A 21,719-nucleotide genomic window follows, 5' to 3' on the forward strand; every position below is an offset into this window, starting at 1 on the left:
GATCAGCGGCGGCCGTACTTCTTGTGCACGGCCTGCTTGCTGACGCCGATCGCGTCGGCGATCTGCGCCCAGGGCAGGCCCGCCACCCTGGCCCGGCGCACCTGGACGGCCTCCAGGCGCTCGATCTCGCGCCGCAGCGCGGTGGTGGCGTGCAGGGCCAGCAGCGGATCGTCGTCCTGCGCCTGCCTCATCAGGGACGCCAGGTCGTTGGTCATGCCCTAACGGTAGTCCACGATCTCCCGCCGCTCAGCGGGTCATCGCGCGTCCAGGACCAGGCGGACGCCGAGGCCGATGAGCACGACGCCGGAGATCTGCTCCAGGCGGCGCCTGACGGCCGGGCGGCCGAGGAAGTCCTTGGCTCTGGCGACGGTCCAGATGAGCAGGCCGTACCAGACGGTGTCCACCAGCACCCAGACGACGGCGAGGGTCACCAGCGTCAGCGGCACGTTCTGGCCGGCCGGCACGAACGGCGGCAGGAAGGACATCGCGAACACCGCGGCCTTGGGATTGGCCAGGCACGTGCCGAGCCCCGACAGGTAGGACCCGCGCACCCCGGCCACCGCCTCGGCCTCCACCGGCGGGGTGCCCCGGCGCGCGTTCCACAGCGCCTGCGCGCCCATCACCACCAGCACGACCGCGCCCGTGACGCGCATGATGTCATAGGCGACCTGCGAGGCCACCAGCAGCGCCGACAGCCCGAACGCGGCGGCCAGCCCCCACAGCAGGATACCGGTCTCGTTGCCGAGCGCGGCGGCCAGGCCGGAGCCGCGGGAGCGGAGCGTCTGACGCAGGATGACGGCGGTGCTCACGCCGGGGACCATGGCCACCAGGAAGCACGCGCCGACGAAAGCCAGAAGGTACATGCTGGGCATGCTGACAGAGAAAGCGGCCTATTTCTCGCGATTTATCCTGGGTTCTCGCGATTTATCCTGGCAAGTTGCTCTAGAGGTACAGCTTGCCGAGGCCGGCCACCGCCTCGGCCATCAGCGCCCGCAGCTCGGCCGGCTCCAGCACCTCGACGTCGGCGCCCATGCGCAGCAGCAGCCAGCGCGCGTGGGTGAGCGACTCGACCGGCACGGTGAGCGTGCGCCAGCCCTCGGGGTCGGGCTCGCCCGCCGCGGCCAGCGCCGCGGCGACCACGTCGGACCCCATCGTGTACGCCAGCAGGTCCTCCCGGCCGGGCGCCAGCCTGATGACGGCCTCAGCGGTGTACATGCGCTCGCGGAACTCCTTGGCGTACGCCCGCCAGAACGCCGCCAGCTCGAACCCCTCCGGCCTGCGGAACCGGCCCGGGAGCTGCTCGACGGTGAGGATGCGCGAGACCCGGTAGGTGCGCGGAGAGCCCTCGGGCGGGGCGGCGACCAGGTACCAGGAGCCGCCCTTGAGCACCAGCCCGTACGGGTGGATCACCCGGTCGACCTCCCGCTGCCCCCATCGGCGGTAGGTCATGTGCAGCGGCCGCTGGTCCCACACCGCCTCGGCCACGTCGCTCAGGTGCGGCACGTCGTCGGCCGAGCGGTACCAGCCGGGCACGTCCAGCAGGAAACGCTCGCGCATGCGCGAGGCGTGCGAGCGCGGCTCGGGCGGCAGCGCGGCCAGCAGTTTCAGCTCCGCGGTCGCCGCGACGTCGGCCAGCCCCAGCTCGGCGGCCGGTCCCGGCAGCCCGGCCAGGAACAGCGAGGACGCCTCCTCGGCCGTCAGCCCGGTCAGGCGGGTGCGGTAGCCGTCCAGGAGCTGGTAGCCGCCCGCCGGTCCGCGGTCGGCGTAGACCGGGACGCCGGCCGCCGACAGGGCCTCGACGTCCCGGTAGACCGTGCGGATCGACACCTCCAGCTCGGCGGCCAGCTCGGGCGCGGTCATCCGGCCCCGCGTCTGCAACAGCAGGAGGAGGGAGAGCAGGCGGCTGGCACGCATATCCGTCATTGTATTGCGCACATTTTCGGTGTTTGTATGAACAGATGGAACGTTTGACCGCCATCATGAACGCCCTGCGCGCCCAGGACAGCGTCTCGGTGACCGAGCTCGCCGAGCGGCACGGCGTGTCGGAGATGACCATCCGGCGCGACCTGGACGAGCTGGCCCAGCAGGGCGTGGTCCGCCGGGTCAGGGGCGGGGCGCTGTCCCTGCTGCTGCGCGGCGAGGAGCCGCCGTTCGGGGTACGCGAGCGGGAGGCGGTGGAGGCCAAGCGGCGCATCGGCGTCCAGGTCGCGGCGCTGATCGCCGACGGGGAGGCGGTCGTCCTGGACGGCGGCACCACCGTGCTGGAGGTGGCCCGCGCCCTGGCCGGGCGGCGGCTGACCGTGCTGCCGCTGGCGTTGCAGGCCGTCTCGCTGCTGGCCGCCGCGCCGCGGGTGCGCCTGGTGCTGCCCGGCGGCGAGGTCCGCAAGGGCGAGCTGAACGTCACCGGCCCGCTCGCCGAGAGCTCGATCGCGGCGCTGCGCTTCGACACCGCGGTGATCGGTTGCTGCGGCCTGTCGGCCGAGCACGGCCTGACCGCGCACGACCTGCCCGAGGTCGCGGTCAAACGGGCGGCCATCGCCGCCGCCCGGCGGGTGATCGTGGCCTGCGACTCGGGCAAGTTCTCCCGTACGGCCTTCGGCGCGGTCTGCCCGATCTCCCGCCTGGACGTCGTGGTGACCGACGAGGGCGTGCCGCCCGAGCAGCGTGACGCGCTCCTCGCGGCAGGGGTGGACGTCAAGGAGGCCGGGTGAGACGCGAACGGACGGCCGTCCACCTGCTGTTCTTCCTGGCCGGCCTGGCCATCGGCACCTGGACGGCCCGCATCCCCGCCATCAAGGAGGCCCTCGGGCTCGACGCGGGACGGCTCAGCCTGGCGCTGCTGGCCATCGCCGCGGGCGCCGTCGCGGGCATGACGACCGTCGGCCGCCTGGTGGACCGGTACGGCAGCAGCCGCGTCATGATCCCGGCGGCCCTGTCGCAGGGCGTGGTGCTGGTGCCGCCCGCCTTCGCCCCGAACCTGGGCGCGCTGGCCGCCGCGCTGCTGGTCTTCGGGATCGTCCACGGCGTCCTGGACGTGTCCATGAACGCCAACGCCGTCGAGGTGGAACGCGCCTGCGGGCGGCCGGTGATGTCGTCCTTCCACGCCGTCTACAGCGTCGGCGGGTTCGCCGGGGCCACGACGGGCGGGCTGTTCGCGCAGGCCGGGCTGCCGCCGTCGGTGACGTTCGGGTGCGTGGGGGCGGTGATCGCCGTGCTGGCGGTGTGGGCCCGGCGGTGGGCGCTGCGCTCGACGCCCGCTCCCCTGCCGGCCGGCGGCTCGGGGTCCGGACGGCCCAAGGGCATCCTGTTCCTCGGCGTGCTGGCCTTCTGCTGCCTGGTGGGCGAGGGGGCGGCGGCCGACTGGAGCTCGGTCTACCTGCGCGAGAACCTGGCCTCCTCGGCGGGGTTCGCCGCCGCCGGGTACGCCGCGTTCTCGATCGCGATGACCGCGGGGCGGCTGGCGGGCGACCGGCTGGCCGCCCGGTTCGGGCCAGTGGTGCTGGTGCGGTGCTGCGGGCTGCTGGCGGCGGCGGGGCTCGGGCTGGCGCTGCTCGGCGGGGGGCCGGTGGCCGGGGTGGTGGGGTTCGGCTGCTTCGGGGCGGGGTTGTCATGCATCGTGCCGCAGGTGTTCTCGGCCGCCGGGCATCGGGATCCGGCCTTCGCCGGGCGGGCGCTGGCGCGGGTGGCGTCCGTGGGGTACCTGGGGTTCCTGTCGGGGCCGGTGATCATCGGGGCGGTGGCCCAGCTCGCCGGGTTGCCTCGGGCGCTGGCCGTACCGGCGCTGATGGCGGCCTTCGTCGCCCTGACGGCCCCCGCCCTGCGGTCTTAGGCGTCCGATCGCGGGCGGCGGCGTGCCGGGGATCAGCCGAACTGCTGCCAACCGAGCCTGATCACCATCGCCACCACCACGCACAACAGCACGACCCGGACGAACGCCGTGCCGCGCCTGATCGCCATCCTGGCGCCGAGCTGGGCGCCGGCCACGTTGCACAGCGCCATGCCGAGGCCGAGCGCCCACTGCACGTGGCCCTGCAGCCCGAACACCGCCAGCGCCCCGAGGTTGGTGCCCACGTTGATGATCTTCGCCGAGGCGGAGGCGGCGACGAAGTCCAGGCCGAGGATGGTGGTGAAGGCGATGATGAGGAAGGTGCCGGTGCCCGGCCCCATGATGCCGTCGTAGAAGGCGATGCCCACGCCCGCCGCGGCCACCGCCGCCACCACCCGGCCGTCGGTCCGCAGGTGCGGCTGCGGCAGGGCGCCCATCGAAGGGCGCAACGTGACGAACGCCGCCACGCCGAGCAGCACCACCATCACGACCGGGCGCAACACGTCGGCCGAGATCGCCGCCGCCGCCCACGCGCCCAGTCCGGCGCTCACCACGGCCAGCGCCGCACCCGGTAACGCCACCTGACGGTCGATCTTGGTCGAGCGCGCGTACGCCACGGCGGCCGAGGCCGTGCCGAACACCGAGGAGAACTTGTTGGTCGCCATGGCCTGGACGGGCGGCATGCCGGTCATCAGCAACGCCGGCAGCTGCACCAGCCCGCCGCCGCCCACGACGGCGTCGACCCATCCGGCGCCTGCCGCGGCCGCCAGCAACACCACAACCTGCTCCAGCGGCACGCCGCTCCCCCACTCCCCCCGGAAACGCCCAGAACACTACAGCCCCCTCTAACCACCCACCGCAGGCCACCCCCTCACCCCGGCCCCCCCGCGCCGTCCCCCGGTGCCCCCACCCCCGCCCCTCGCGTGCTCCAGTCGTGCGGTCAGGCGTCGAGGAGGCGGAGCAGGAGGTTGCGGGGGCCCTGCAGGTGGTGCCCGGCCAGGCGGGTCATGAGGCGCGACATGGTGACCACGCGTTGCGCGGGCCTCCTGCGCGAGGCGTCGTAGCGACGCAGCGCGGACGCCACGTCCCCGGCCTCCCGCAGGCAGGTGGTGAGGGTGTCGGCGTCCAGGAGGGCCTGGCAGGCGCCCTGGCCGAGCGAGGGCGTCATGGCGTGCGCCGCGTCCCCCACCAGGACCGCGTTGCCGCCGGCGAACGAGCGCAGGCGCGGCCGCAGGTCGTGGATCTCGTGCCGGAGCACGTTCTTCTCGTCGGCCTCGGCCAGGGCGCGGGTGACGGCGGTGTGCCAGCCGGCGAAGCGGGCGCGCAGCGCGTCCAGGGATTCGCGGTGCCCCTCGGGGGTGGCGACGGCGGCGTACCAGTTGGTCACGCCGGGCTCCTGCGGCGTGACGCCGAACACCTGACCGGCCCCCCACGTCTCGCCATGGACGGGCGGCTCGAACGCGGCGACGCCCCGCCAGGCCACGATGCCGGTGTAGCGCGGCCGGGCCGTGGTGTCGAAGAACGCCCGGCGGACCGTGCTGCGCAGCCCGTCGGCCCCCACGACCAGGTCGTACCGGCTGCGCAGGGCCGCGGGGTCGGTGATGTCCGCGGCGGTCCGGACGGTCGCCGCGCCGGCGGCGTCGAGCAGCATCTCCATCAGCGACACCCTGGACAGCATCAGCACGGGCCTGCCCTCCTTGCGTTCGATGCGCTCAAGGGGGAGGTCGGCCAGCCGGCGGCCGTCCGGCGTCAGGATCTGCGCCGAACGGTAGGGCACCGTACGGCGCCGCAGCTCCGCCCCCAGCCCGAGCCGGTCGAGGGCGGACTGGGCGGCCGGACGCATGCCCAGGGCCGTGCCCTCCGGACGGATCTCGGGCCAGCGTTCGAGCACGGTCACCTCCCAGCCGGCCCTCCGCAGGCCGACGGCCGTCGCAAGACCGCCGATCCCGGCGCCGACGATCACCGCGGACCCCTTCATGGCGACACCTCCCTGTTCTCGTTCACCACAACTGTGGTACCACTGTTGTGGTGGTCAAGGCAACTGCGAGGATGGAGGCCATGGCGGAGAACCGGAACCGGCGCGACCAGCTGCGCGACGCCGCGATCGAGGTGCTGGCCCAGGAGGGCGGCAGGGGCCTGACCCACCGGGCGATCGACCGCGCGGCCGGCCTGCCGGAGGGCACGGCCAAGAACTACTTCGCCACCCGCGACGCCCTCCTGCGGGCCGCCGCCGAACGTTGCGTCGAGCGCTATTGGGCCGACCTCCATGCGGCTCCGGCCGAGAAGATCCGGGGGCGCGACGGGCTGGCCGCGTTCCTGCGCCGCCTGGTCGAGCACGCGGTCACGGCCAACAGGTCGCGGGTCCTGGCCTACCTCGAACTGCACGCCGAGGCCGCGCGCAGACCGGACCTGCGCGCGACCCTGGCCGAGCTCACCCGCGCCGACCTGGCCCTGCACCTGCGCGCCCACGAGGCGGCGGGCCTGCCCGCGACCCGGCGTACCGCCGCGACGGTCACGATGTGCCTCAACACGGCCCTGACCTACCTGCTCACCCAACCGGCCGAGACGCTGGCCGACTATGGCCTCGACGACCTCGACGCCTTCCTGCGCGACCTCCTGCACACCGTCTACCCGCCGCACGGGTGACCGGCGGGCGCCGCCACGGCCGGGTAGGCGAGACTGGACCGGTGACGATCGAGAACGGACCGCCCGTGTCGAGCACCTCCATCGTGGTGCTCACGCTGGCGCGGCGGGTCGAGACGGAGCTCTCCGCCGAGCTGGCGCCGCTTGAGCTGACGATCAGCCGCCTGGGACTGCTGGGACACATCGCCGGGGTGCCCGGCGCGTCCTTCAGCGACCTGGCCCGCATGTCGGGCATCTCGGTGCAGAGCGTGCACGCGGCGGTCAAGGGGCTCGTCCAGGCGGGGCTGGTGCGCGACCGTACGGCGCGGGCGGGGTCGGCCTCGACCATCGAGCTCACCCCCGAGGGGCACCGCCTCCTGCGGGAGGCCGCCCAGGCCATCACCAAGGTCGACGAACGCCTCTTCGGCCCCGACGCCGACCCGATCCACCAACAGGTGGGCGAAGCGATCCGCACCGCCTTCCCCACCCCCTGACCTCTCGCCCCCCACCGCCCCGCCTCCACCCCTGCCCGTCCTCCGTCGCCGCATCAGCGGTAGAGCCCTGCGACGGCCGCCAGCACCTGCTCGCGGGCGGCGGTCGGGGGGTGACGCCAGTGAGCACGTAGGCGGCCAGCCCCTCGGCAGGGCCACCAGGGCGAGCGCCGTATCGGGACGGGTCAAGGATGGCGGGGATGCAGCTGGCCTGCTGGTCGCAGGTGACATGGCCGGCCATCTGGCGGTGGAAGCCGGCGTACAGGACGCGCAGCCCGGCCGCGATGGCCTAGCAGGCGAAGGCGCGGGCGCGGGCGAAGGCGGAGGCGCGGGTGCGCCGCAGTCCCGAATGACCGGGCGGCTTTCAGGGTGGCTGAAGGTTTCGCTAGGCTTCAGTCACCCTGAAGGTTGGAGGCGATCCATGAATCATGTCCTGTTGTCCATCCACGTGCTGGCGGGGATCGTGTTCGTCGGCGGTTCGGCGGTCGCGTCGAGCTTGTTCCCCCGTTACGCCCCCGTCGCATCCACGACGCCCATCACCACCGCCGGCTCTGCCACGGCCGTCGGCTCTGGCAAAGCCGCCGGCGCGGAGCGCAGTGCCGCCGTAGCCGCTGTGCTGCACCGCATCACCGGTGGTTACGCCGCGTTCGGGTTGATCGTCCCGTTGGCCGGGATCGTGCTGGCCAGTGTGCAGGGACGGATGGGGCAGACCTGGATCATCGTGGCGATGGTCCTCACCGCCGTCGCGGGCGCCCTGCTGGCCACCCAGATCCACCCCCGCCAGCGCCAGGCCCTCGACGCCCCCGACGACGGCCGCCGACTCCGTACGCTGACGATGCTCACCGGCGTCTACAACCTGCTGTGGGCGGCCGTCGTCGTGCTCATGATCGTCCGTCCGGGCGAGCAGACGGGAGCCTGAGCGTGCTGACCCTGCGCATCGCCGCCGCCGCCGAGGCCGTCACGCTGGCGGTTCTGCTGACCAACCTGCTCACCGTGCACGCCAAGGCGATCACGACCTACGCCGGCCCGCTGCACGGCATGGCTTACCTCATCGTCATCGCCACGGTGGCCATGACACCCAGGGCGCAAAGCACGCCCGGGGCGCGCTGGAGCGCGTTCGTCCCCGGCGTCGGCGGACTGCTGGCCCTGCGACGCCTGCGCGCCGTACCGGACGGCCGGGAGGGATGATCCCGGGGCCCGGCCAGGGCCCCGAGCAGGCCAGCAGGCCAGGCCCAAACAGGACGCCGATACCGCGGTCCAGGCAGGACCACGGCCGGGCGACCCGAAGGTCCCGGGCAGACCAGCCCGCAGGAGGCACAGGCTAACCAGCGGGCACGAGGCACAGGCAACCCAGCCCGCAGAGACCCGGGGAGACCAGCGACAGGCCAGCCCGCACGAGCCCAGGCAGACCTCCCGCAGGGCCCCGAGGACACCAGCGGGCAGGCCAGCCCCGGACAGACCAGCCCACACGAGCCCACAGGCCAACTCCAGGCAGACCAGCCCCAAGGGCTGCCGGGTCCCAGAGGGACCAGCGGGCTCGCACCAGGCTCGGGCGGTAGGTCAGTGGGCGGCGGCCAGGGTGCGTTTCCTGGAGGCGTAGATGTCGTCGATCAGCCGGTAGCTGCGCGCCTGCTCGGCGGTGAAGATGCGGTCGCGCTCGATGTCCTTCCTGATCTCCAGCACCCCGCGCCCGGTGTGCCGGGCCAGGATCTCCTCCTGCTGGTCACGCATCCGCACGATCTCCCTGGCGTGGATCTCCAGGTCGCTCGACTGCCCCCGGCCGCCCTCCGTGGCCGGCTGGTGGAGCAGGACGCGTGCGTGCGGCAGGGCCGCCCGCTTGCCCGGCGTGCCCGCCGCGAGCAGGACGGCCGCCGCCGAGGACGCCTCCCCGATGCAGACCGTGTGGATCTCCGGCCGGACGAACTGCATCGTGTCGTAGATGGCCGTCATCGCCGTGAACGACCCGCCCGGCGAGTTGATGTACATGTTGATGTCCTGGTCGGGATCGAGCGACTCCAGCGTGAGGAGCTGGGCCATGACGTCGTTGGCCACCGTGTCGTCGATCGGGGCGCCGATGAACACCACCCGGTCCTCGAACAGCTTGTTGTACGGGTTCATCTCCCGCACCCCGTAGGAGGTGCGCTCGGTGAAGGAGGGCAGCACGTAGCGACCGCTCATGGTCAGTTCATCCCTTCGGCGATGTGGTCCACGAACCCGTACTCCAGCGCCTGCTGGGCGGTGAACCACCGGTCGCGGTCGGAGTCGGCCTGGATGCGCTCGAGCGGCTGGCCGGTGTGGTGGGCGATGATCTCGGCCATCCTGCGCTTGGTGTAGAGCATGTTGTCGGCCTGGATCTGGATGTCGCTGGCCGAGCCGCCGATGCCGCCCAGCGGCTGGTGCATGACGATGCGGGCGTTGGGCAGGGCGTAACGCTTGCCCGGCGCCCCGGCGGTCAGCAGCAGCTGGCCCATGGAGGCGGCGAAGCCCATCGCCACCGTCGCCACGTCGCACGGGACGAACTGCATCATGTCGTAGAGCGCCATGCCGGCCGTCACCGAGCCGCCCGGCGAATTGATGTAGAGCGTTATGTCCCGATTGGGGTCTTCGGCTGCCAGCAAAAGCAGCTCACCGCAGAGCCGGTTGCAAATCTCGTCGTCGACCTCCTGGCCGAGCACCACGATGCGTTCCTTCAGCAGGCGCTGACTGAGCTGGTCAGGCCAGGCCGCGCGCTGGGTCTCCGTCATTGACGTCGCCTTTCTGCCGAAACTAATTCTGCGAAAAACGCTAGACCCGGCGACGGTGAATTCCGGCCTATTTTCGCTGGGGGCGCATTTCACTCAAGGCGCATTACTCCCAGCGCGAAAAAGTATCGACATACAATCCCGGATGTGAGAAGGAACCTCCCCCGCCGTTGGGCGTGCCTCATCCTGGGCGGGGCGCTGCTGATGCCGTACATGATGGCCGGGGTGCTGGTCGCCGGGTTGTGGCGCGGCGCGTCGCCCGACCTGCTGATGCCGATCCAGGTCGGGGTGTTCGTCGCGGTGCTGCCGGTGGTGGCGGTGACCGGGCTGTTCCTGCCGGTGCGCGCGCTGGAGGTGAACGCCGCCCAGGGGCTGCTCGGGGCCCGCGTGGAGACCCCGCCGCGGCAGGCCCGCCGGTCGTGGCAGGAGCGGCGGCGCACCGCCGCGTGGTTCACGCTGCATCTGGCGGTGGGCGGCGTGGTGAGCGGGTTCACGCTGGCGGTGGTGCCGTTCACGATGTTCACGATGGCGCTGCCGTTCATCGGGGAGCCGATGCCGGTGCTGGGCCTCACGGCCGAGCCGGGGTGGCCGTCCGTGCTGTGGGCGGCGGCGGGCGTGGGGGCGCTGGCGCTGCTGGTGGCGGGCGCGGCGGGCGCGGGCGCGCTGCTGGCCGCCCTGGCTCCCCCGCTGCTCGGCCCCACTCCCGCCGAGCGGCTGGCCGCCGCCGAAGATCACGCCCGTACGCTGGCCGAACGCAACCGGCTGGCCCGCGAGCTGCACGACTCGGTCGGGCACGCGCTCAGCGTCGTCACCCTGCAGGCCGCCGCGGCCGGACGCGTCCTCGACCGCGACCCGGCCACCGCCAGAACCGCGCTGGCGGCCATCGAGCAGTCCGCCCGCGCCGCACTGGAGGACCTCGACCACGTGCTCGGCGTCCTGCGCGAGGACGCACACGCGGACGGGCGCGCGGACGGGCGCGCGGACACACGCGACGATGCAGGTGAGGGCAGGCGGGAGGGGCGCCGCGAGGGCCACCGGGAGAGCGGCGAGGACGGGCGGCGGGCGCCCCAGGCGACGTTGGCCGACCTCGCGGCGCTGGTGGCCGGCTCCGGCGCCGAGGTGCGGCAGGACGTGGGCGACCTGTCCGGCGTGCCCGCCGTCGTCTCCAGGGAGGCGTACCGCATCCTGCAGGAGGCGCTGACCAACGCGATCCGGCACGGCGGCGGCACGGTCCGGCTGGCCGCCGCCGTGCAGGGCGACGACCTGCGGCTGGAGGTCAGCAACGCCGGCGGGAGGCACGGCGAGAGGCACGGCGGGAGGCGCAGGCGGGGCGGCGGCCGGGGCGTTGACGGCATGCGCGAACGGGTGCGCCTGCTCCGCGGCGACCTGCGCGCCGGCCCCGACGAGGACGGCTGGACGGTCTCGGTCCGCCTCCCCCTGCGCCCGACCCCATGACCCCCCACACCGCGGCCGCCCCCTCCGGGCAGCTCCCTCCCGAGACAGGCCCCCGCTGATCCCCTCCAGACAGCTCGCTCCCAGGACAGGCCGCCGCCGTCAGCCCAGGACACCCCCGAACCCTCTCCACCCAGGTGCCGCTACGGTCAGGGGCATGACACTCAAGGTCGTGATCGCCGACGACGAGGACCTCATCCGCGCCGGGCTGCGCGTCATCATCGACGCCGAGCCCGGCCTGCGCGTGGTCGGCGAGGCCGGGGACGGCGCCGCGGTCCTGCCGGTCGTCCGCCGCGAGCGCCCCGACGTCGTGCTGATGGACGTCCGCATGCCCGCCATGGACGGCATCCAGGCCACCCGCCGGCTCGTGACGCTCGACGACCCGCCCAAGGTCCTGGTCGTGACCACGTTCGAGAACGACGACCACGTCTACGACGCCCTGCGCGCCGGAGCGAGCGGCTTCCTGCTCAAACGCACCAGACCGGACGACCTGATCCAGGCGATCAGGCTGGTGGCGGCCGGGGAGTCGCTGCTGTTCCCGGCCGCGATCCGCACCCTGGCCGGCCGCCGCCCGCGCGCCCACGTGCCGGGCATCGACCGGCTCACCGGCCGCGAGGGCGACGTGCTGCGGCTGATGACCAGGGGCATGTCCAACACCGAGATCGCCGCCGAGCTGGTCGTCAGCCAGGAGACCGTCAAGACGCACGTCGGCAACGTCCTGGCCAAGCTGGGCGCGCGCGACCGCACCCAGGCCGTGATCGCCGCCTACGAGTCCGGGTTCGTCTCCCCCGGCTGATCGAGCAGCTGCGCGGCCGGCAGCAGGGTGGCCTCGGCGGCGCTCAGGCCCTTCGCGGCCAGGGCGCGGTCCACCAGCCGCAGCCCCACCGCGTAACCCGCCATGTCGGGGATGCCGCGGGGCTCCTGGCCGAAGCGCCGCATGGCGCTGTCGCCCAGCACGTACGCCGGGGTGTTCCCCATGCCCTCCAGGTCGAACGCGTCCATGATCAGCCCGTGGGCGCGTTCCAGCTCCTCCCCGGTCACCATCCGCGACCAGGGCCCCATGGCCTCCGGGCCGGACAGCTCCCGGACGAACGCCTCGGCCAGCCCCTCGGCCACCACGTGCTCGCCCACGGTGACCTTCCGCGGGTCCCACTCGACGTTGGTGTAGCGCACGTTGTGGTGGAACTCGTGCACCGCGCAGTGCGCGATCCGGCCGATGACCTCCTCCGACGGCCAGCCCAGCAGGTACAGCCAGCCGGGCGAGCCGCCCATCCCGTAGTAGCCGCCGCTGACCTTCATCAGGTGCTCGTTGTCCGGGTCGCCGAGCACGAACATCACCTGAAGCGAGGAGGCCTGCCTGGCCTCCCTCAGCGCGTGGGAGGCGCGCTCCAGCTCCCTGCGCACCTGGCCGAGCACGTCGGCCTCGATCATGGCCCGGACGGCGGGCAGGTAACGGGCGTCCTCGGCGTCGACGCGGAAGCCGCCGCCCTGGTGGTGGATGTCGACGATGTCGCCGGGCACCGGGATCGCCGGCCGGATCGGCGCCAGCATCTCCCGCAGCGCCTCGGGCCGGTCGGCGAGCGGCCGGGCGAGCAGGTCCGCCATGGCCGTGAGCGTGTCGTGAACGATGAACTCCATGCCGCGGACGCTAAAGCCTCACGTAACGTGAGGCTCAAACGCATTAAAGCGGCGACTCGCCGAGCTCGTCGCCCGGCGACTGCCCCGGCGTGCCGGGACCGGTGCGCGTCGGCGACGGCGACTGCGACGGCGAGGGCTCCGGCACCGGCGTGGCGGGCGTGGGCGGCGGCGTGGGCACGAACACCGTCGGCGGGAGCTGCCGGGGCATCGGCTCGCTGTCGCGCCTGCCGAACAGCAGCAACAGCAGGATCGTCGTGACCAGCACCAGCAGCAGCGCCAGCGCCAGCGCGGCCAGCAGCACCCGCCGCCGCGTCTCGGTCAGCGGCAGCCGCCGCGCCAGCGGCCCCGGCAGCGCGGGCGCGCGGTCGGTCAGCCAGTACGGCACGAAGTCCGGCCCGTGCGCCTGCCCGATGAACGTCCCGCCCACCATGACCGGGTCCAGGAACCGTTCGGCCCCCGGCTGCCCCGGCGCGTACGGCACCGCCACCCACGGCGCCGGCCCGTCGTGCACGTCGAGCACCTCGGGCGTCCCGTCGAGCACCGAGGCGCGCGCCCGGCCGAGCCCCAGCCACCCGCGCCCGCCGGACCGCCCCGGCGCCTCCTTGATCGCGGTCAGGAACCGGTCGCGCGCCGCCGCGTCGAGGGCGGCGCCCCGGGTGAGCACGGCCAGCGACACCGCGCGCCCGTCGGGTCCCTGTCCCAGGTAGACGAACCCGGCCGGAGCCGTGTGCAGGCGGGCCTGCACGACGTAGCGCCCCAGCTGGGGCGGATCACCGTACTGCAGGGGACTTGCCACGTTTGCCATGAAAGCACAGACGTGGCGTCGTGCACGTTCGCGGCGCGTTTGGTGGAATGGCGTCATGAGCGTCGCCGAAGAGTTGCCAGGCGGAAACGACGCGGCGGTGCTGCGTCGAAGTCTCGACGAGGTCCGGCGTGTCATCGTGGGACAGGAGCACATGGTCGAGCGGCTGGTCGTGGCCCTGCTGGCCCGCGGTCACTGCCTGCTCGAAGGTGTGCCGGGAGTCGCCAAGACCCTCGCCGCCTCCACCCTGGCCACCGTCGTGGGCGGCACGTTCGCCCGGATCCAGTTCACCCCCGACCTCGTGCCGAGCGACATCGTCGGCACCCGCGTCTTCCACCCCTCCAACGAGAAGTTCGACGTCGAGCTGGGTCCGGTGTTCGTCAACTTCCTGCTGGCCGACGAGATCAACCGCGCCCCCGCCAAGGTGCAGTCCGCGCTGCTGGAGGTGATGGCCGAGCGCCAGGTCACCCTGGCCGGCGTCACGCATCCGCTGCCCAGGCCGTTCATCGTGCTGGCCACCCAGAACCCGATCGAGTCCGAGGGCGTCTACCCGCTGCCCGAGGTGCAGCGCGACCGTTTCCTGTTCCGCGTGCGGGTGCCGCACCCCAGCGCGCACGAGGAGCTGGAGATCCTCCACCGCATGAGCGTCACGCCGCCCGTGCCCGACCGCGTGCTCGACCCGGCCCGGCTGCTGGCCCTGCAGCAGGCCGCCGAGCAGGTCTCGGTGCACCAGCTCGTGGCCGACTACGTGGTGCGCCTGGTCATGTCCACCCGCGCGCCCGCCGACTACGGGCTGGCCGACCTGGCCGAGACGATCGAGATCGGCGTCAGCCCCCGCGCCACCCTCGGCCTGGTCTCGGCCGGGCGCGCGCTGGCCCTGCTGCGCGGCCGCGACTACCTGCTGCCCGACGACGTGCGCGACGTGGCCGTCGACGTCATGTCCCACCGGCTCATGCTGACCTTCGACGCCCTGGCCGACGGCGTCGATCCCGAGCAGGTCGTCAAGCAGATCCTGCACGCCGTGCCGCCGCCCCTGGTCGTCTGGAACCAGAACCGTTGAACACCGCCGAGCAGGCGCTGCGACGGCTGGAGCTGACCGTCACGCGGCGGCTCGACGGCCTGCTGCACGGCGCCCACCAGGGGCTGCTGCCCGGCACCGGCAGCGAGACCGGCGACAGCCGCCTGTACGTGCCCGGCGAGGACGACGTGCGCCGCATGGACTGGGCCGTCACCGCCCGCACGACCGTCCCCCACGTCCGCGACCTGATCGCCGACCGCGAGCTGGAGACCTGGGCGCTGGCCGACCTGTCGGCCAGCATGGACTTCGGCACCGCCGACACCGACAAACGCGACCTGGTCGTGGCCGCCGTCGGCGCGATCGGCTTCCTGTCCAGCCGCATGGGCGACCGGTTCGGCGCGCTGGTGCTGCACGAGGAGTACATCCACCGCATGCCCGCCCGTACCGGCCGCCCGGCCCTGTACGGGCTGCTCAACTCCCTCATGGACGCCCCGCGCGGCCGGGCCGTGCCCGACGCCCCCGACCTGGCCGAGGGCATCGACGTGCTGGCGGCCACCCGCCGCCGCAGGGGCATGCGGCTGATCGTCTCCGACTTCCTCGACGACCGCCCCGAGCTCGACCCCGACGCCGAACGCCCCTGGGAACGCCCGATCAGGCGGCTGGCCGCCCGCCACCAGGTGCTGGCCGTGGAGGTCATCGACCCGCGCGAGCTGGAGCTGCCGGACGTCGGCCGGGTGGCGTTCACCGATCCCGAGACCGGGAACGTACGTGAAGTGCACCTTTCTCCCAAAGTCCGGCAAGCATATGCCGAGGCCGCCGCCCTCCAGCGTGAGGGCACCCGGCTCGCCCTGCGCCGCGCCGGGATCGCCCACCTGGTGCTGCGGACCGACCGGGACTGGGTGTTCGACGTGGCGCAGTTCGTCCTGCGCCAGCGCCGCATGAGCCATCTCGCCCACCGGAGACCCGTATGACGTTTCTCGCGCCCGGCTGGTTGTGGCTGTTCGTGCTGGTGGCGCTGCTGGTGGCCGGATACGTCGTGGCGCAGTTCGCCCGCCGCCGCTACACCGTGCGCTTCACCAACCTGGCGCTGCTCAACCTCGTCGCCCCCGCCGGGCCGGGCTGGCGCCGGCACGTGCCTCCGGCGCTGTTCCTGGTCATGATGTCGTTCCTGGTGGTCGGCGCCGCCAAACCCGCCGACCAGGTACGCGTCCCCCGCGACCGCGCCACCATCATGATCGCCCTCGACGTCTCCCTGTCCATGGACGCCGGCGACGTCCAGCCCAACCGCATCAGCGCCGCCAAGGCCGCCGCCCAGGCGTTCGCCAGGGAGCTGCCCGACCGCTTCAACGTGGGCGTGGTCTCCTTCGCCCGCTCGGCCAACGTCGTCATCTCCCCCACCACCGACCACCAGGCCGTCGTCACCGCCATCGGCAACCTGACCACCCGGCCCGGCACCGCGATCGGCGAGGCCGTCTTCAACTCGCTCGACTCGGTGCGCTCCTTCGACCAGCAGGCCGCCACCGACCCACCGCCCGCCGCGATCGTGCTGCTGTCCGACGGCGACAACACCTCCGGCCGGTCGGTGACCGAGGCCATCGAGGCCGCCCAGCAGGCCCACGTCCCGGTCTCCACCATCGCGTACGGCACCCAGGAGGGCACCGTCGACATCGACGGCAGGCCGGTGAACGTCCCGGTCAACAAGCAGACCCTGCAGTCGCTCTCCGACGGCACCAGCGGCCGGGCCTACGCCGCCGAGTCCGGCAGCGAACTGCGCGACGTCTACGAGCAGATCGGCACCTCCCTGGGGTTCAAGCTGGTCAGCCAGGAGATCACCCAGTGGTTCATCGTGGCCGCGATCGTGCTCGGGCTGCTGGTGGCCGGCGCCGCGGTCTTGTTCGGCACCCGCATCCCGTAACGTTTTCCCACGTGGCCCACTACTTCTCCGAACGTCCCGAGACCGCGAGCAGGCCGGGCTCGGTCGACCTGGTCCTGCCGGACCTGCACCTGCGGCTGGAGACCGACCGGGGCGTGTTCTCACCCGACCGGGTCGACGTCGGCACGCGCGCGCTGCTGGAGTCGGTCCCGCCGCCGCCGCAGGAGGGCGACCTGCTCGACCTGGGCTGCGGCTACGGGCCCATCGCGCTGACGATGGCCTCGCGGGCGCCCGGGGCGACGGTGTGGGCCGTCGATGTGAACCGGCGCAGCCTGGAGCTGACCGGACGGAACGCCCAGGCCGCCGGCCTTTACAAAGTAAGACCCGTACATGTTGATGAAGTGCCGGATGACGTGAAATTTCGGGCCATCTGGTCCAATCCCGCCATCCGGATTGGCAAGCCGGCTCTGCACGAGATGCTCACCAGGTGGCTCACCCGGCTGACGCCCGACGGCGTCGCCTACCTGGTCGTCCAGAAACACCTCGGCTCGGACTCCCTGCAGCGCTGGCTCGGCGAGCAGGGCTGGCAGGCCTCCCGCGAGGCCTCCCGAGCCGCCTACCGCATATTGAAGGTGGCCCGATGAGAAGGCAGCTGCGCCCCACCGACGTCAAGCGGCTCAACCGCACCTGGCGCAGGAACACCGACAACCGGCTCGCGCTGATCCTGGAGTCGGTGACGGGGCCGTTCAACGTCGGCTCGATCTTCCGCAGCGCCGCGGCGTTCGGCGTCGACCAGATCTGGCTGGCGGGCAACGCCACGCCGCCCACCAACCCCAAGGCGGGCAAGACGGCGCTCGGCACCGAGCGCCTGGTCACCTGGCACGAGCCGGTCCCGGCCACCGAGGCGGTCAAGGCCGCCAAGGACGACGGCTACGCCGTGCTGGCCATCGAGCTGACCGGCGAGGCCGTGCCGCTGCACCGCGCCGACCTCGGCCGCGACGTGTGCCTGGTGGTCGGCAGCGAGGACCACGGCTGCTCCCCCGCCCTGCTGGAGGCCGTCGACGGCGTCTGCTACATCCCGCAGGTCGGGCGGGTCGGCTCGTTCAACGTGTCGGTGGCCGCGGCCATCGCGCTGGCCGAGGCGCGCCGCCAGGAGTGGGAGAATCTTCCCGAAACGTGACCGAACCGTCCACCATCGGAAGGGACACCGGGTCGTGCTCAGCCGTCGTTTCGCCTTTCTCGACCATCCGGGGCCGCTGGCCTTCGCCCACCGCGGCGGCGCGCTGGAGGGCGCCGAGAACTCCCTGGCGGCCTTCGAACGCGCGGTCGCGCTCGGCTACGACTACCTGGAGACCGACGCGCACGCCACCGCCGACGGCGTGCTGCTGGCCTTCCACGACCACACCCTCGACCGGGTGACCGACCGGCGGGGCCGCATCTCCGAGCTGCCCTACCGGGAGGTCCGGCAGGCCCGCATCGCCGGCGTGCACGAGATCCCGCTGCTGGAGGACCTGCTCGGCACGTGGCCGCAGGTGCGCTTCAACATCGACGTCAAGGAGGCGGCGGCCATCGCGCCGCTGGCCGAGGTGGTCCGCCGCACCAACGCCTACGACCGCGTCTGCCTGACCTCCTTCTCCGACGAGCGCCTGGTCATGGCCAGGGCCGCCATGGGCCGCGAGGTGTGCTCGGCGCTCGGCCCGCGCGGTGTGGCCGCGCTGCGGGCCGCCGCCACCACCTCCGGCTACGGCCGGCTGCTGGCCCGCCTGTCGCGGGCCGGGATCCCGTGCGCGCAGGTGCCGGTCGGCTTCCGCGGCCTGCGCGTCACCACCCGCCGCCTGGTCCGCACGGCCCACGCCATCGGCATGCAGGTGCACGTGTGGACGATCAACGACACCGTCCGCATGGAGCACCTGCTCGACCTCGGCGTCGACGGCATCATGACCGACAACGTCACCGGCCTGCGCGACGTCCTCGAACGGCGGGGCCTGTGGCACCCGCGCGGCATGGCGGCCTGACCCGCCCGGCGGCGGCCACCTTCCTCTCCTGAGGTGATCACTGTAAGGTCATGGGCACGACACGTGGACGTGACCCACGACCTGCGAAGATGGGCACTTCGTCAGGCATGACCCCCCGTGGCCGCAGAGGAGCGACACGACACCATGGCCTCCACCGCACCCCCCGCGGCCCTCGACGACTCCCCCGCGGCGCGCCGCCGCGAGCAACGCGGCTGGTACTTCTACGACTGGGCCAACTCGGCGTTCTACACCACGATCATCTCGGTCTTCCTGGGCCCGTACCTGATCCCGGTCGCCAGGACCGCGGCCTGCGCGAAAGACTTCCCCGACCTCGCGCCCGAGACGTGCGCATCCCAGTTCGACGCGCTGCTCCTGCGCCACCCCGGCCTGGGGTACGTCGACGTGCTCGGCGCCGACATCAGGCCCGCGGCCTTCTTCGGGCTGACGCTGACGGTGGCGGTGTTCCTGCAGATCGTGTTCCTGCCCATCGTGGGCGCGCTGGCCGACCACACCGGCCGCAAGCGGGAGCTGCTCGGCGGGTTCGCCTACGTCGGCGCGCTGGCCACCATGGGCCTGTACTTCGTCGAGGGCGACCGCTATCTGCTGGGCGGCGTGCTGTTCGTGCTGGCCAACCTGGCCTACGGTTCCTCCGTGGTGGTCTACGACTCCTTCCTGCCGCAGATCTCCACCCCCGAGGAGCGCGACGGGGTCTCCTCGCGCGGCTGGGCGATCGGCTACCTCGGCGGCGGGCTGCTGCTCCTGCTCAACCTGGCGCTGTTCCTGCAGCACGACAGCCTGGGGCTGAGCGAGGGCATGGCGGTGCGCATCAGCATGATGTCGGCCGGCCTGTGGTGGGCGACGTTCACGGTCATCCCGCTGCTGCGGCTGCGCAACCGTCCCGTGGCGGCGCACGAGACCACGGCGCTGCGCTCGGTGCGCGGGAGCTTCCGCCAGCTCGGCCGTACGCTGGCCGAGCTGCGGCGGTACCCGCTGACGCTGCTGTTCCTGGTGGCCTACCTGGTCTACAACGACGGCGTGCAGACGGTCATCGGCAACAGCGCGGCCTTCGCCTCCGAGGCGCTCAAGCTGGACAAGACCGTCCAGATCACGGCGATCCTGATGGTGCAGTTCGTGGCGTTCTTCGGGGCGCTGCTGCTGGGGTGGCTGGCGCGCGGCTTCGGCACCAAGCGCACGGTGCTGGCCAGCCTGGTGTTGTGGACCGGGATCGTGGTGGTGGCGATGTTCGTCGGCGAGGGGCAGGCGCTGCAGTTCTACCTGATGGCCTTCGCCATCGCGATCGTGCTGGGCGGCACGCAGGCGTTGTCGCGGTCGTTGTTCTCGCAGGTGATCCCGAAGGGGCGCGAGGCGGAGTACTTCAGCCTGCTGCAGATCAGCGACAAGGGGTCGGCGTTCATCGGGTCGCTGACCGTGACGATCGCGCTGCAGGTCACCAACAGCTACCGGATCGCCATCGTGTCCATGATCATATTCTTCGTGGTGGGCTTCGTGCTGCTCGCCCTGACGAACCTGCCCAAGGCCATCAGGGCGGCCGGCAACGAGGTCCCGTCGCGGATCTGACGCCCGTCAGGGGCCGTACCGGCGCGAGAGCCAGTACGAGGTGCCCACCAGGGCGCCGGTGCCCAGGATGGCCAGCAGCACCAGCGGGCCGACGTGCCCGCCGCCGGTCATGGTGCCGCTCTCCAGCCGGATCTCGGCCCGCCCGGGGGCCTCGGCCGGGCGGGTGACGGGCTCGGGGGGCCGGGAGTCGCGGGCCTCCATGCCGGGGATGGCCTCGACGTCGTCGTCCCGGCGCGGGGCGTGGGCCTGCTTCCTGGCCGGTTCGCGCCGCCCGGACCGGGGGGCGGCGCGCTCGTTGTCACCGTCGTCACCGTCGTCATCGCCGTCGTCATCGCCGTCGTCGTCATGGACGGCCTGGACGAGCGCCGGGGGTGGCCCGGCCGCCGCCTGGGCCGGAAGCAGCATCCCTCCCCCGGCGAGGACGAACGCGAGCGCGGCGGCCGCCGCGGGCCAGCGTGGCATGAGATCCATCTACGCCTCCTGATCGACGTCGCGGTCCCCTCAGCCTGCGGGGCCGCCGTGGGGCGGCCGTGAGCGGGCCATGAGAGTCCTCTCACGAAGGGTCGCGCGTCAAACACGGAAGGTCACAGATCGGCGGCCAGGACCATGGTGCCCGGCCCCCGGGCGGCTCCGGGACCGGGCATCGGCAGCACGGTCTCGGCCGTGGCCTCGCCGCCGCAGTGGGGGCAGGTGACGACGGGCGTGAACTCCCGCCCGCAGGAGTGGACGAGCAGCGCGGGCGGCCCGCCGGGCGGGGTGGACCACCGGTCGCCCCAGGCCATGAGCGTCAGCAGGGCGGGCACGACGTCACGCCCGGCCTCGGTCAGCAGGTATTCGTGGCGCACCGGACGCTCCTGGTAGGGCCGTTTCTCCACGACCCCGGTGGCGACGAGATGGTCGAGCCGGCGGGCCAGCAGGTTGCGCGAGATGCCCAGGTCCTCGGCGAGGTCGTCGAACCTGCGCAGGCCGAGGAACAGGTCGCGCAGGATCAGCGGAGTCCACGGCTCGCCGATGACGCCGACGGCCTGGGCGATGGAGCAGTGCATCTCACCGAACCTGTTCATGCACCCATGATAGTGGGTTGATAATGTGAACCCATGACAGTTCACATTCAGGACTCACCCGCCGGCGCATACCGCCGGGCCGGCGAGGCGCACGACGCCCAGGCGCTCAAGACCACCCTCGCCGACGGCGTGGTGTTCCACTCCCCGCTGAGCTACCGGGCCAGGTTCGAGGGCCTGACACAGGTGGGAGCGCTGTTCGAAGCGGTCTTCGACGTGCTGTCGGACCTGCGCTACCAGAGCGACATCGGCGACGGCCGCACCCGCATGCTGACGGCGACCGCCCGGGTGGGCCGCCAGCCGCTGAACGAGGTGGCCCAGCTCGAACTGGACGACGACGGCCTGGTCCGGGAGATCACCATGTGGATCAGGCCACTGCCGGGACTGACCGCATTGATGGCCGCCCTGGGCCCGCGCATCGCCAGGGACAAGGGCAAACCGGGCCTTCCCCTGCTGGTGGGGGCGGCCTCCGCGCCGCTGGCCGCGATGACGAGGTTCGGCGACCGGACCCTGGTGCCGCTGCTGGCCTGACCTCCGGGCTGCGGCCATCGCTCTGAACAGAGAGCAGTGCTCTTGACACGGGAACACCTGTCACGAGAGCA

27 protein-coding genes are annotated in these 21,719 nt (G+C 72.7%); 16 read left to right on the forward strand and 11 right to left on the reverse strand.

Going from position 1 to position 21,719, the window contains the following annotated elements; genetic code table 11:
* Nucleotides 1–2: 2 nt before the first annotated feature.
* The 3 genes from ACFYUV_RS32970 to ACFYUV_RS32980 form a co-directional block, all read right to left on the reverse strand.
* Nucleotides 3–215 carry a hypothetical protein gene (locus ACFYUV_RS32970; RefSeq protein ID WP_352328267.1) on the reverse strand — a complete coding sequence of 71 codons (213 nt, stop codon included), beginning with the start codon at nucleotides 213–215 and terminating at the stop codon, nucleotides 3–5.
* A 39-nt stretch (nucleotides 216–254) separates the two neighbouring features.
* Nucleotides 255–863, reverse strand: coding sequence for a LysE family translocator (locus tag ACFYUV_RS32975; protein ID WP_387675330.1), 609 nt, complete (start codon nucleotides 861–863; stop codon nucleotides 255–257).
* Nucleotides 864–942: 79 nt separating this feature from the next.
* A complete protein-coding gene (locus ACFYUV_RS32980; RefSeq protein WP_387675333.1) occupies nucleotides 943–1,914 on the reverse strand; it encodes a helix-turn-helix transcriptional regulator in 972 nt (323 codons plus the stop codon).
* 44 nt (nucleotides 1,915–1,958) lie between these two features.
* Here ACFYUV_RS32980 and ACFYUV_RS32985 point away from each other — a divergent pair, with 44 nt between their 5' ends.
* Nucleotides 1,959–2,711 carry a DeoR/GlpR family DNA-binding transcription regulator gene (locus ACFYUV_RS32985; RefSeq protein WP_387675335.1) on the forward strand — a complete coding sequence of 251 codons (753 nt, stop codon included), beginning with the start codon at nucleotides 1,959–1,961 and terminating at the stop codon, nucleotides 2,709–2,711.
* Nucleotides 2,708–3,829, forward strand: a complete 1,122-nt coding sequence (locus tag ACFYUV_RS32990; RefSeq protein WP_387675338.1) for an MFS transporter — start codon at nucleotides 2,708–2,710, stop codon at nucleotides 3,827–3,829. The genes ACFYUV_RS32985 and ACFYUV_RS32990 overlap by 4 nt, the downstream gene beginning before the upstream one ends.
* A 32-nt stretch (nucleotides 3,830–3,861) precedes the next feature.
* Here the strand turns inward: ACFYUV_RS32990 and ACFYUV_RS32995 are convergent, their stop codons facing one another.
* Nucleotides 3,862–4,623, reverse strand: a complete 762-nt coding sequence (locus ACFYUV_RS32995) for a sulfite exporter TauE/SafE family protein (RefSeq protein ID WP_387675341.1) — start codon at nucleotides 4,621–4,623, stop codon at nucleotides 3,862–3,864.
* A gap of 143 nt (nucleotides 4,624–4,766) precedes the next feature.
* Nucleotides 4,767–5,804, reverse strand: coding sequence for an FAD-dependent monooxygenase (locus ACFYUV_RS33000; protein WP_387675344.1), 1,038 nt, complete (start codon nucleotides 5,802–5,804; stop codon nucleotides 4,767–4,769).
* Nucleotides 5,805–5,884: 80 nt separating this feature from the next.
* Between ACFYUV_RS33000 and ACFYUV_RS33005 the strand changes: the two genes are divergently transcribed.
* The 4 genes from ACFYUV_RS33005 (at nucleotide 5,885) to ACFYUV_RS33020 (ending at nucleotide 8,127) form a co-directional block, all read left to right on the forward strand.
* Nucleotides 5,885–6,472 (forward strand): TetR/AcrR family transcriptional regulator, encoded by a 588-nt coding sequence (locus ACFYUV_RS33005; RefSeq protein ID WP_387675347.1) that lies wholly within the window; start codon nucleotides 5,885–5,887, stop codon nucleotides 6,470–6,472.
* Nucleotides 6,473–6,513: 41 nt separating this feature from the next.
* Complete coding sequence (locus tag ACFYUV_RS33010; protein ID WP_387675349.1) at nucleotides 6,514–6,942, forward strand: MarR family winged helix-turn-helix transcriptional regulator; 429 nt, start codon at nucleotides 6,514–6,516, stop codon at nucleotides 6,940–6,942.
* A gap of 418 nt (nucleotides 6,943–7,360) precedes the next feature.
* Nucleotides 7,361–7,858 carry a hypothetical protein gene (locus ACFYUV_RS33015; RefSeq protein WP_387675351.1) on the forward strand — a complete coding sequence of 166 codons (498 nt, stop codon included), beginning with the start codon at nucleotides 7,361–7,363 and terminating at the stop codon, nucleotides 7,856–7,858.
* A 2-nt stretch (nucleotides 7,859–7,860) separates the two neighbouring features.
* A complete protein-coding gene (locus ACFYUV_RS33020) occupies nucleotides 7,861–8,127 on the forward strand; it encodes a DUF3817 domain-containing protein (protein ID WP_387675354.1) in 267 nt (88 codons plus the stop codon).
* Nucleotides 8,128–8,499: 372 nt separating this feature from the next.
* On the opposite strand, the gene ACFYUV_RS33025 is transcribed toward ACFYUV_RS33020, so the two are convergent.
* Together ACFYUV_RS33025 and ACFYUV_RS33030 are read right to left on the reverse strand one after the other, a co-directional pair.
* Nucleotides 8,500–9,117, reverse strand: a complete 618-nt coding sequence (locus ACFYUV_RS33025) for an ATP-dependent Clp protease proteolytic subunit (protein ID WP_364342966.1) — start codon at nucleotides 9,115–9,117, stop codon at nucleotides 8,500–8,502.
* 2 nt (nucleotides 9,118–9,119) lie between these two features.
* Nucleotides 9,120–9,683 (reverse strand): ATP-dependent Clp protease proteolytic subunit, encoded by a 564-nt coding sequence (locus tag ACFYUV_RS33030; RefSeq protein ID WP_357975757.1) that lies wholly within the window; start codon nucleotides 9,681–9,683, stop codon nucleotides 9,120–9,122.
* Nucleotides 9,684–9,827: 144 nt separating this feature from the next.
* Here ACFYUV_RS33030 and ACFYUV_RS33035 point away from each other — a divergent pair, with 144 nt between their 5' ends.
* Together ACFYUV_RS33035 and ACFYUV_RS33040 are read left to right on the forward strand one after the other, a co-directional pair.
* Complete coding sequence (locus ACFYUV_RS33035; RefSeq protein WP_387675357.1) at nucleotides 9,828–11,135, forward strand: sensor histidine kinase; 1,308 nt, start codon at nucleotides 9,828–9,830, stop codon at nucleotides 11,133–11,135.
* Nucleotides 11,136–11,289: 154 nt separating this feature from the next.
* Nucleotides 11,290–11,928, forward strand: a complete 639-nt coding sequence (locus ACFYUV_RS33040; RefSeq protein ID WP_387675360.1) for a response regulator — start codon at nucleotides 11,290–11,292, stop codon at nucleotides 11,926–11,928.
* On the opposite strand, the gene ACFYUV_RS33045 is transcribed toward ACFYUV_RS33040, so the two are convergent.
* On the reverse strand, nucleotides 11,898–12,770 hold the full coding sequence (locus ACFYUV_RS33045) for a DUF2268 domain-containing protein (protein WP_387675361.1): 873 nt from the start codon (nucleotides 12,768–12,770) through the stop codon (nucleotides 11,898–11,900). The genes ACFYUV_RS33040 and ACFYUV_RS33045 overlap by 31 nt on opposite strands.
* Before the next feature lie 43 nt (nucleotides 12,771–12,813).
* Nucleotides 12,814–13,575, reverse strand: coding sequence for a hypothetical protein (locus tag ACFYUV_RS33050; RefSeq protein WP_358286614.1), 762 nt, complete (start codon nucleotides 13,573–13,575; stop codon nucleotides 12,814–12,816).
* A 55-nt stretch (nucleotides 13,576–13,630) separates the two neighbouring features.
* Between ACFYUV_RS33050 and ACFYUV_RS33055 the strand changes: the two genes are divergently transcribed.
* The 7 genes from ACFYUV_RS33055 (at nucleotide 13,631) to ACFYUV_RS33085 (ending at nucleotide 20,056) form a co-directional block, all read left to right on the forward strand.
* The gene (locus tag ACFYUV_RS33055) at nucleotides 13,631–14,632 is read left to right on the forward strand and encodes a MoxR family ATPase (RefSeq protein WP_352350745.1); all 1,002 of its coding nucleotides are present in this window, start codon (nucleotides 13,631–13,633) and stop codon (nucleotides 14,630–14,632) included.
* Entirely contained in the window at nucleotides 14,629–15,561 is a 933-nt protein-coding gene (locus ACFYUV_RS33060; protein WP_387675366.1) for a DUF58 domain-containing protein, read from the forward strand. The genes ACFYUV_RS33055 and ACFYUV_RS33060 overlap by 4 nt, the downstream gene beginning before the upstream one ends.
* The gene (locus ACFYUV_RS33065) at nucleotides 15,558–16,505 is read left to right on the forward strand and encodes a VWA domain-containing protein (protein WP_387675369.1); all 948 of its coding nucleotides are present in this window, start codon (nucleotides 15,558–15,560) and stop codon (nucleotides 16,503–16,505) included. The genes ACFYUV_RS33060 and ACFYUV_RS33065 overlap by 4 nt, the downstream gene beginning before the upstream one ends.
* A gap of 11 nt (nucleotides 16,506–16,516) precedes the next feature.
* Nucleotides 16,517–17,107, forward strand: coding sequence for a methyltransferase (locus tag ACFYUV_RS33070; protein ID WP_352350751.1), 591 nt, complete (start codon nucleotides 16,517–16,519; stop codon nucleotides 17,105–17,107).
* Nucleotides 17,104–17,643 carry a TrmH family RNA methyltransferase gene (locus ACFYUV_RS33075; protein ID WP_387675372.1) on the forward strand — a complete coding sequence of 180 codons (540 nt, stop codon included), beginning with the start codon at nucleotides 17,104–17,106 and terminating at the stop codon, nucleotides 17,641–17,643. Before ACFYUV_RS33070 ends, ACFYUV_RS33075 begins: the two co-directional genes overlap by 4 nt.
* 34 nt (nucleotides 17,644–17,677) lie before the next feature.
* Nucleotides 17,678–18,478 carry a glycerophosphodiester phosphodiesterase gene (locus ACFYUV_RS33080; RefSeq protein ID WP_364337262.1) on the forward strand — a complete coding sequence of 267 codons (801 nt, stop codon included), beginning with the start codon at nucleotides 17,678–17,680 and terminating at the stop codon, nucleotides 18,476–18,478.
* Nucleotides 18,479–18,622: 144 nt separating this feature from the next.
* Entirely contained in the window at nucleotides 18,623–20,056 is a 1,434-nt protein-coding gene (locus tag ACFYUV_RS33085) for an MFS transporter (RefSeq protein ID WP_387675375.1), read from the forward strand.
* 6 nt (nucleotides 20,057–20,062) lie between these two features.
* Here the strand turns inward: ACFYUV_RS33085 and ACFYUV_RS33090 are convergent, their stop codons facing one another.
* Entirely contained in the window at nucleotides 20,063–20,527 is a 465-nt protein-coding gene (locus tag ACFYUV_RS33090) for a hypothetical protein (RefSeq protein ID WP_387675377.1), read from the reverse strand.
* A gap of 113 nt (nucleotides 20,528–20,640) precedes the next feature.
* Entirely contained in the window at nucleotides 20,641–21,120 is a 480-nt protein-coding gene (locus ACFYUV_RS33095; RefSeq protein ID WP_352350760.1) for a helix-turn-helix domain-containing protein, read from the reverse strand.
* 33 nt (nucleotides 21,121–21,153) lie between these two features.
* Here ACFYUV_RS33095 and ACFYUV_RS33100 point away from each other — a divergent pair, with 33 nt between their 5' ends.
* Nucleotides 21,154–21,648: a hypothetical protein gene (locus ACFYUV_RS33100; protein ID WP_387675380.1), complete on the forward strand. Its 495-nt coding sequence runs from the start codon at nucleotides 21,154–21,156 to the stop codon at nucleotides 21,646–21,648.
* Nucleotides 21,649–21,719 lie beyond the last annotated feature (71 nt).

This window comes from Nonomuraea sp. NPDC003560 (genome assembly GCF_042878785.1).
Classification (GTDB): domain Bacteria; phylum Actinomycetota; class Actinomycetes; order Streptosporangiales; family Streptosporangiaceae; genus Nonomuraea.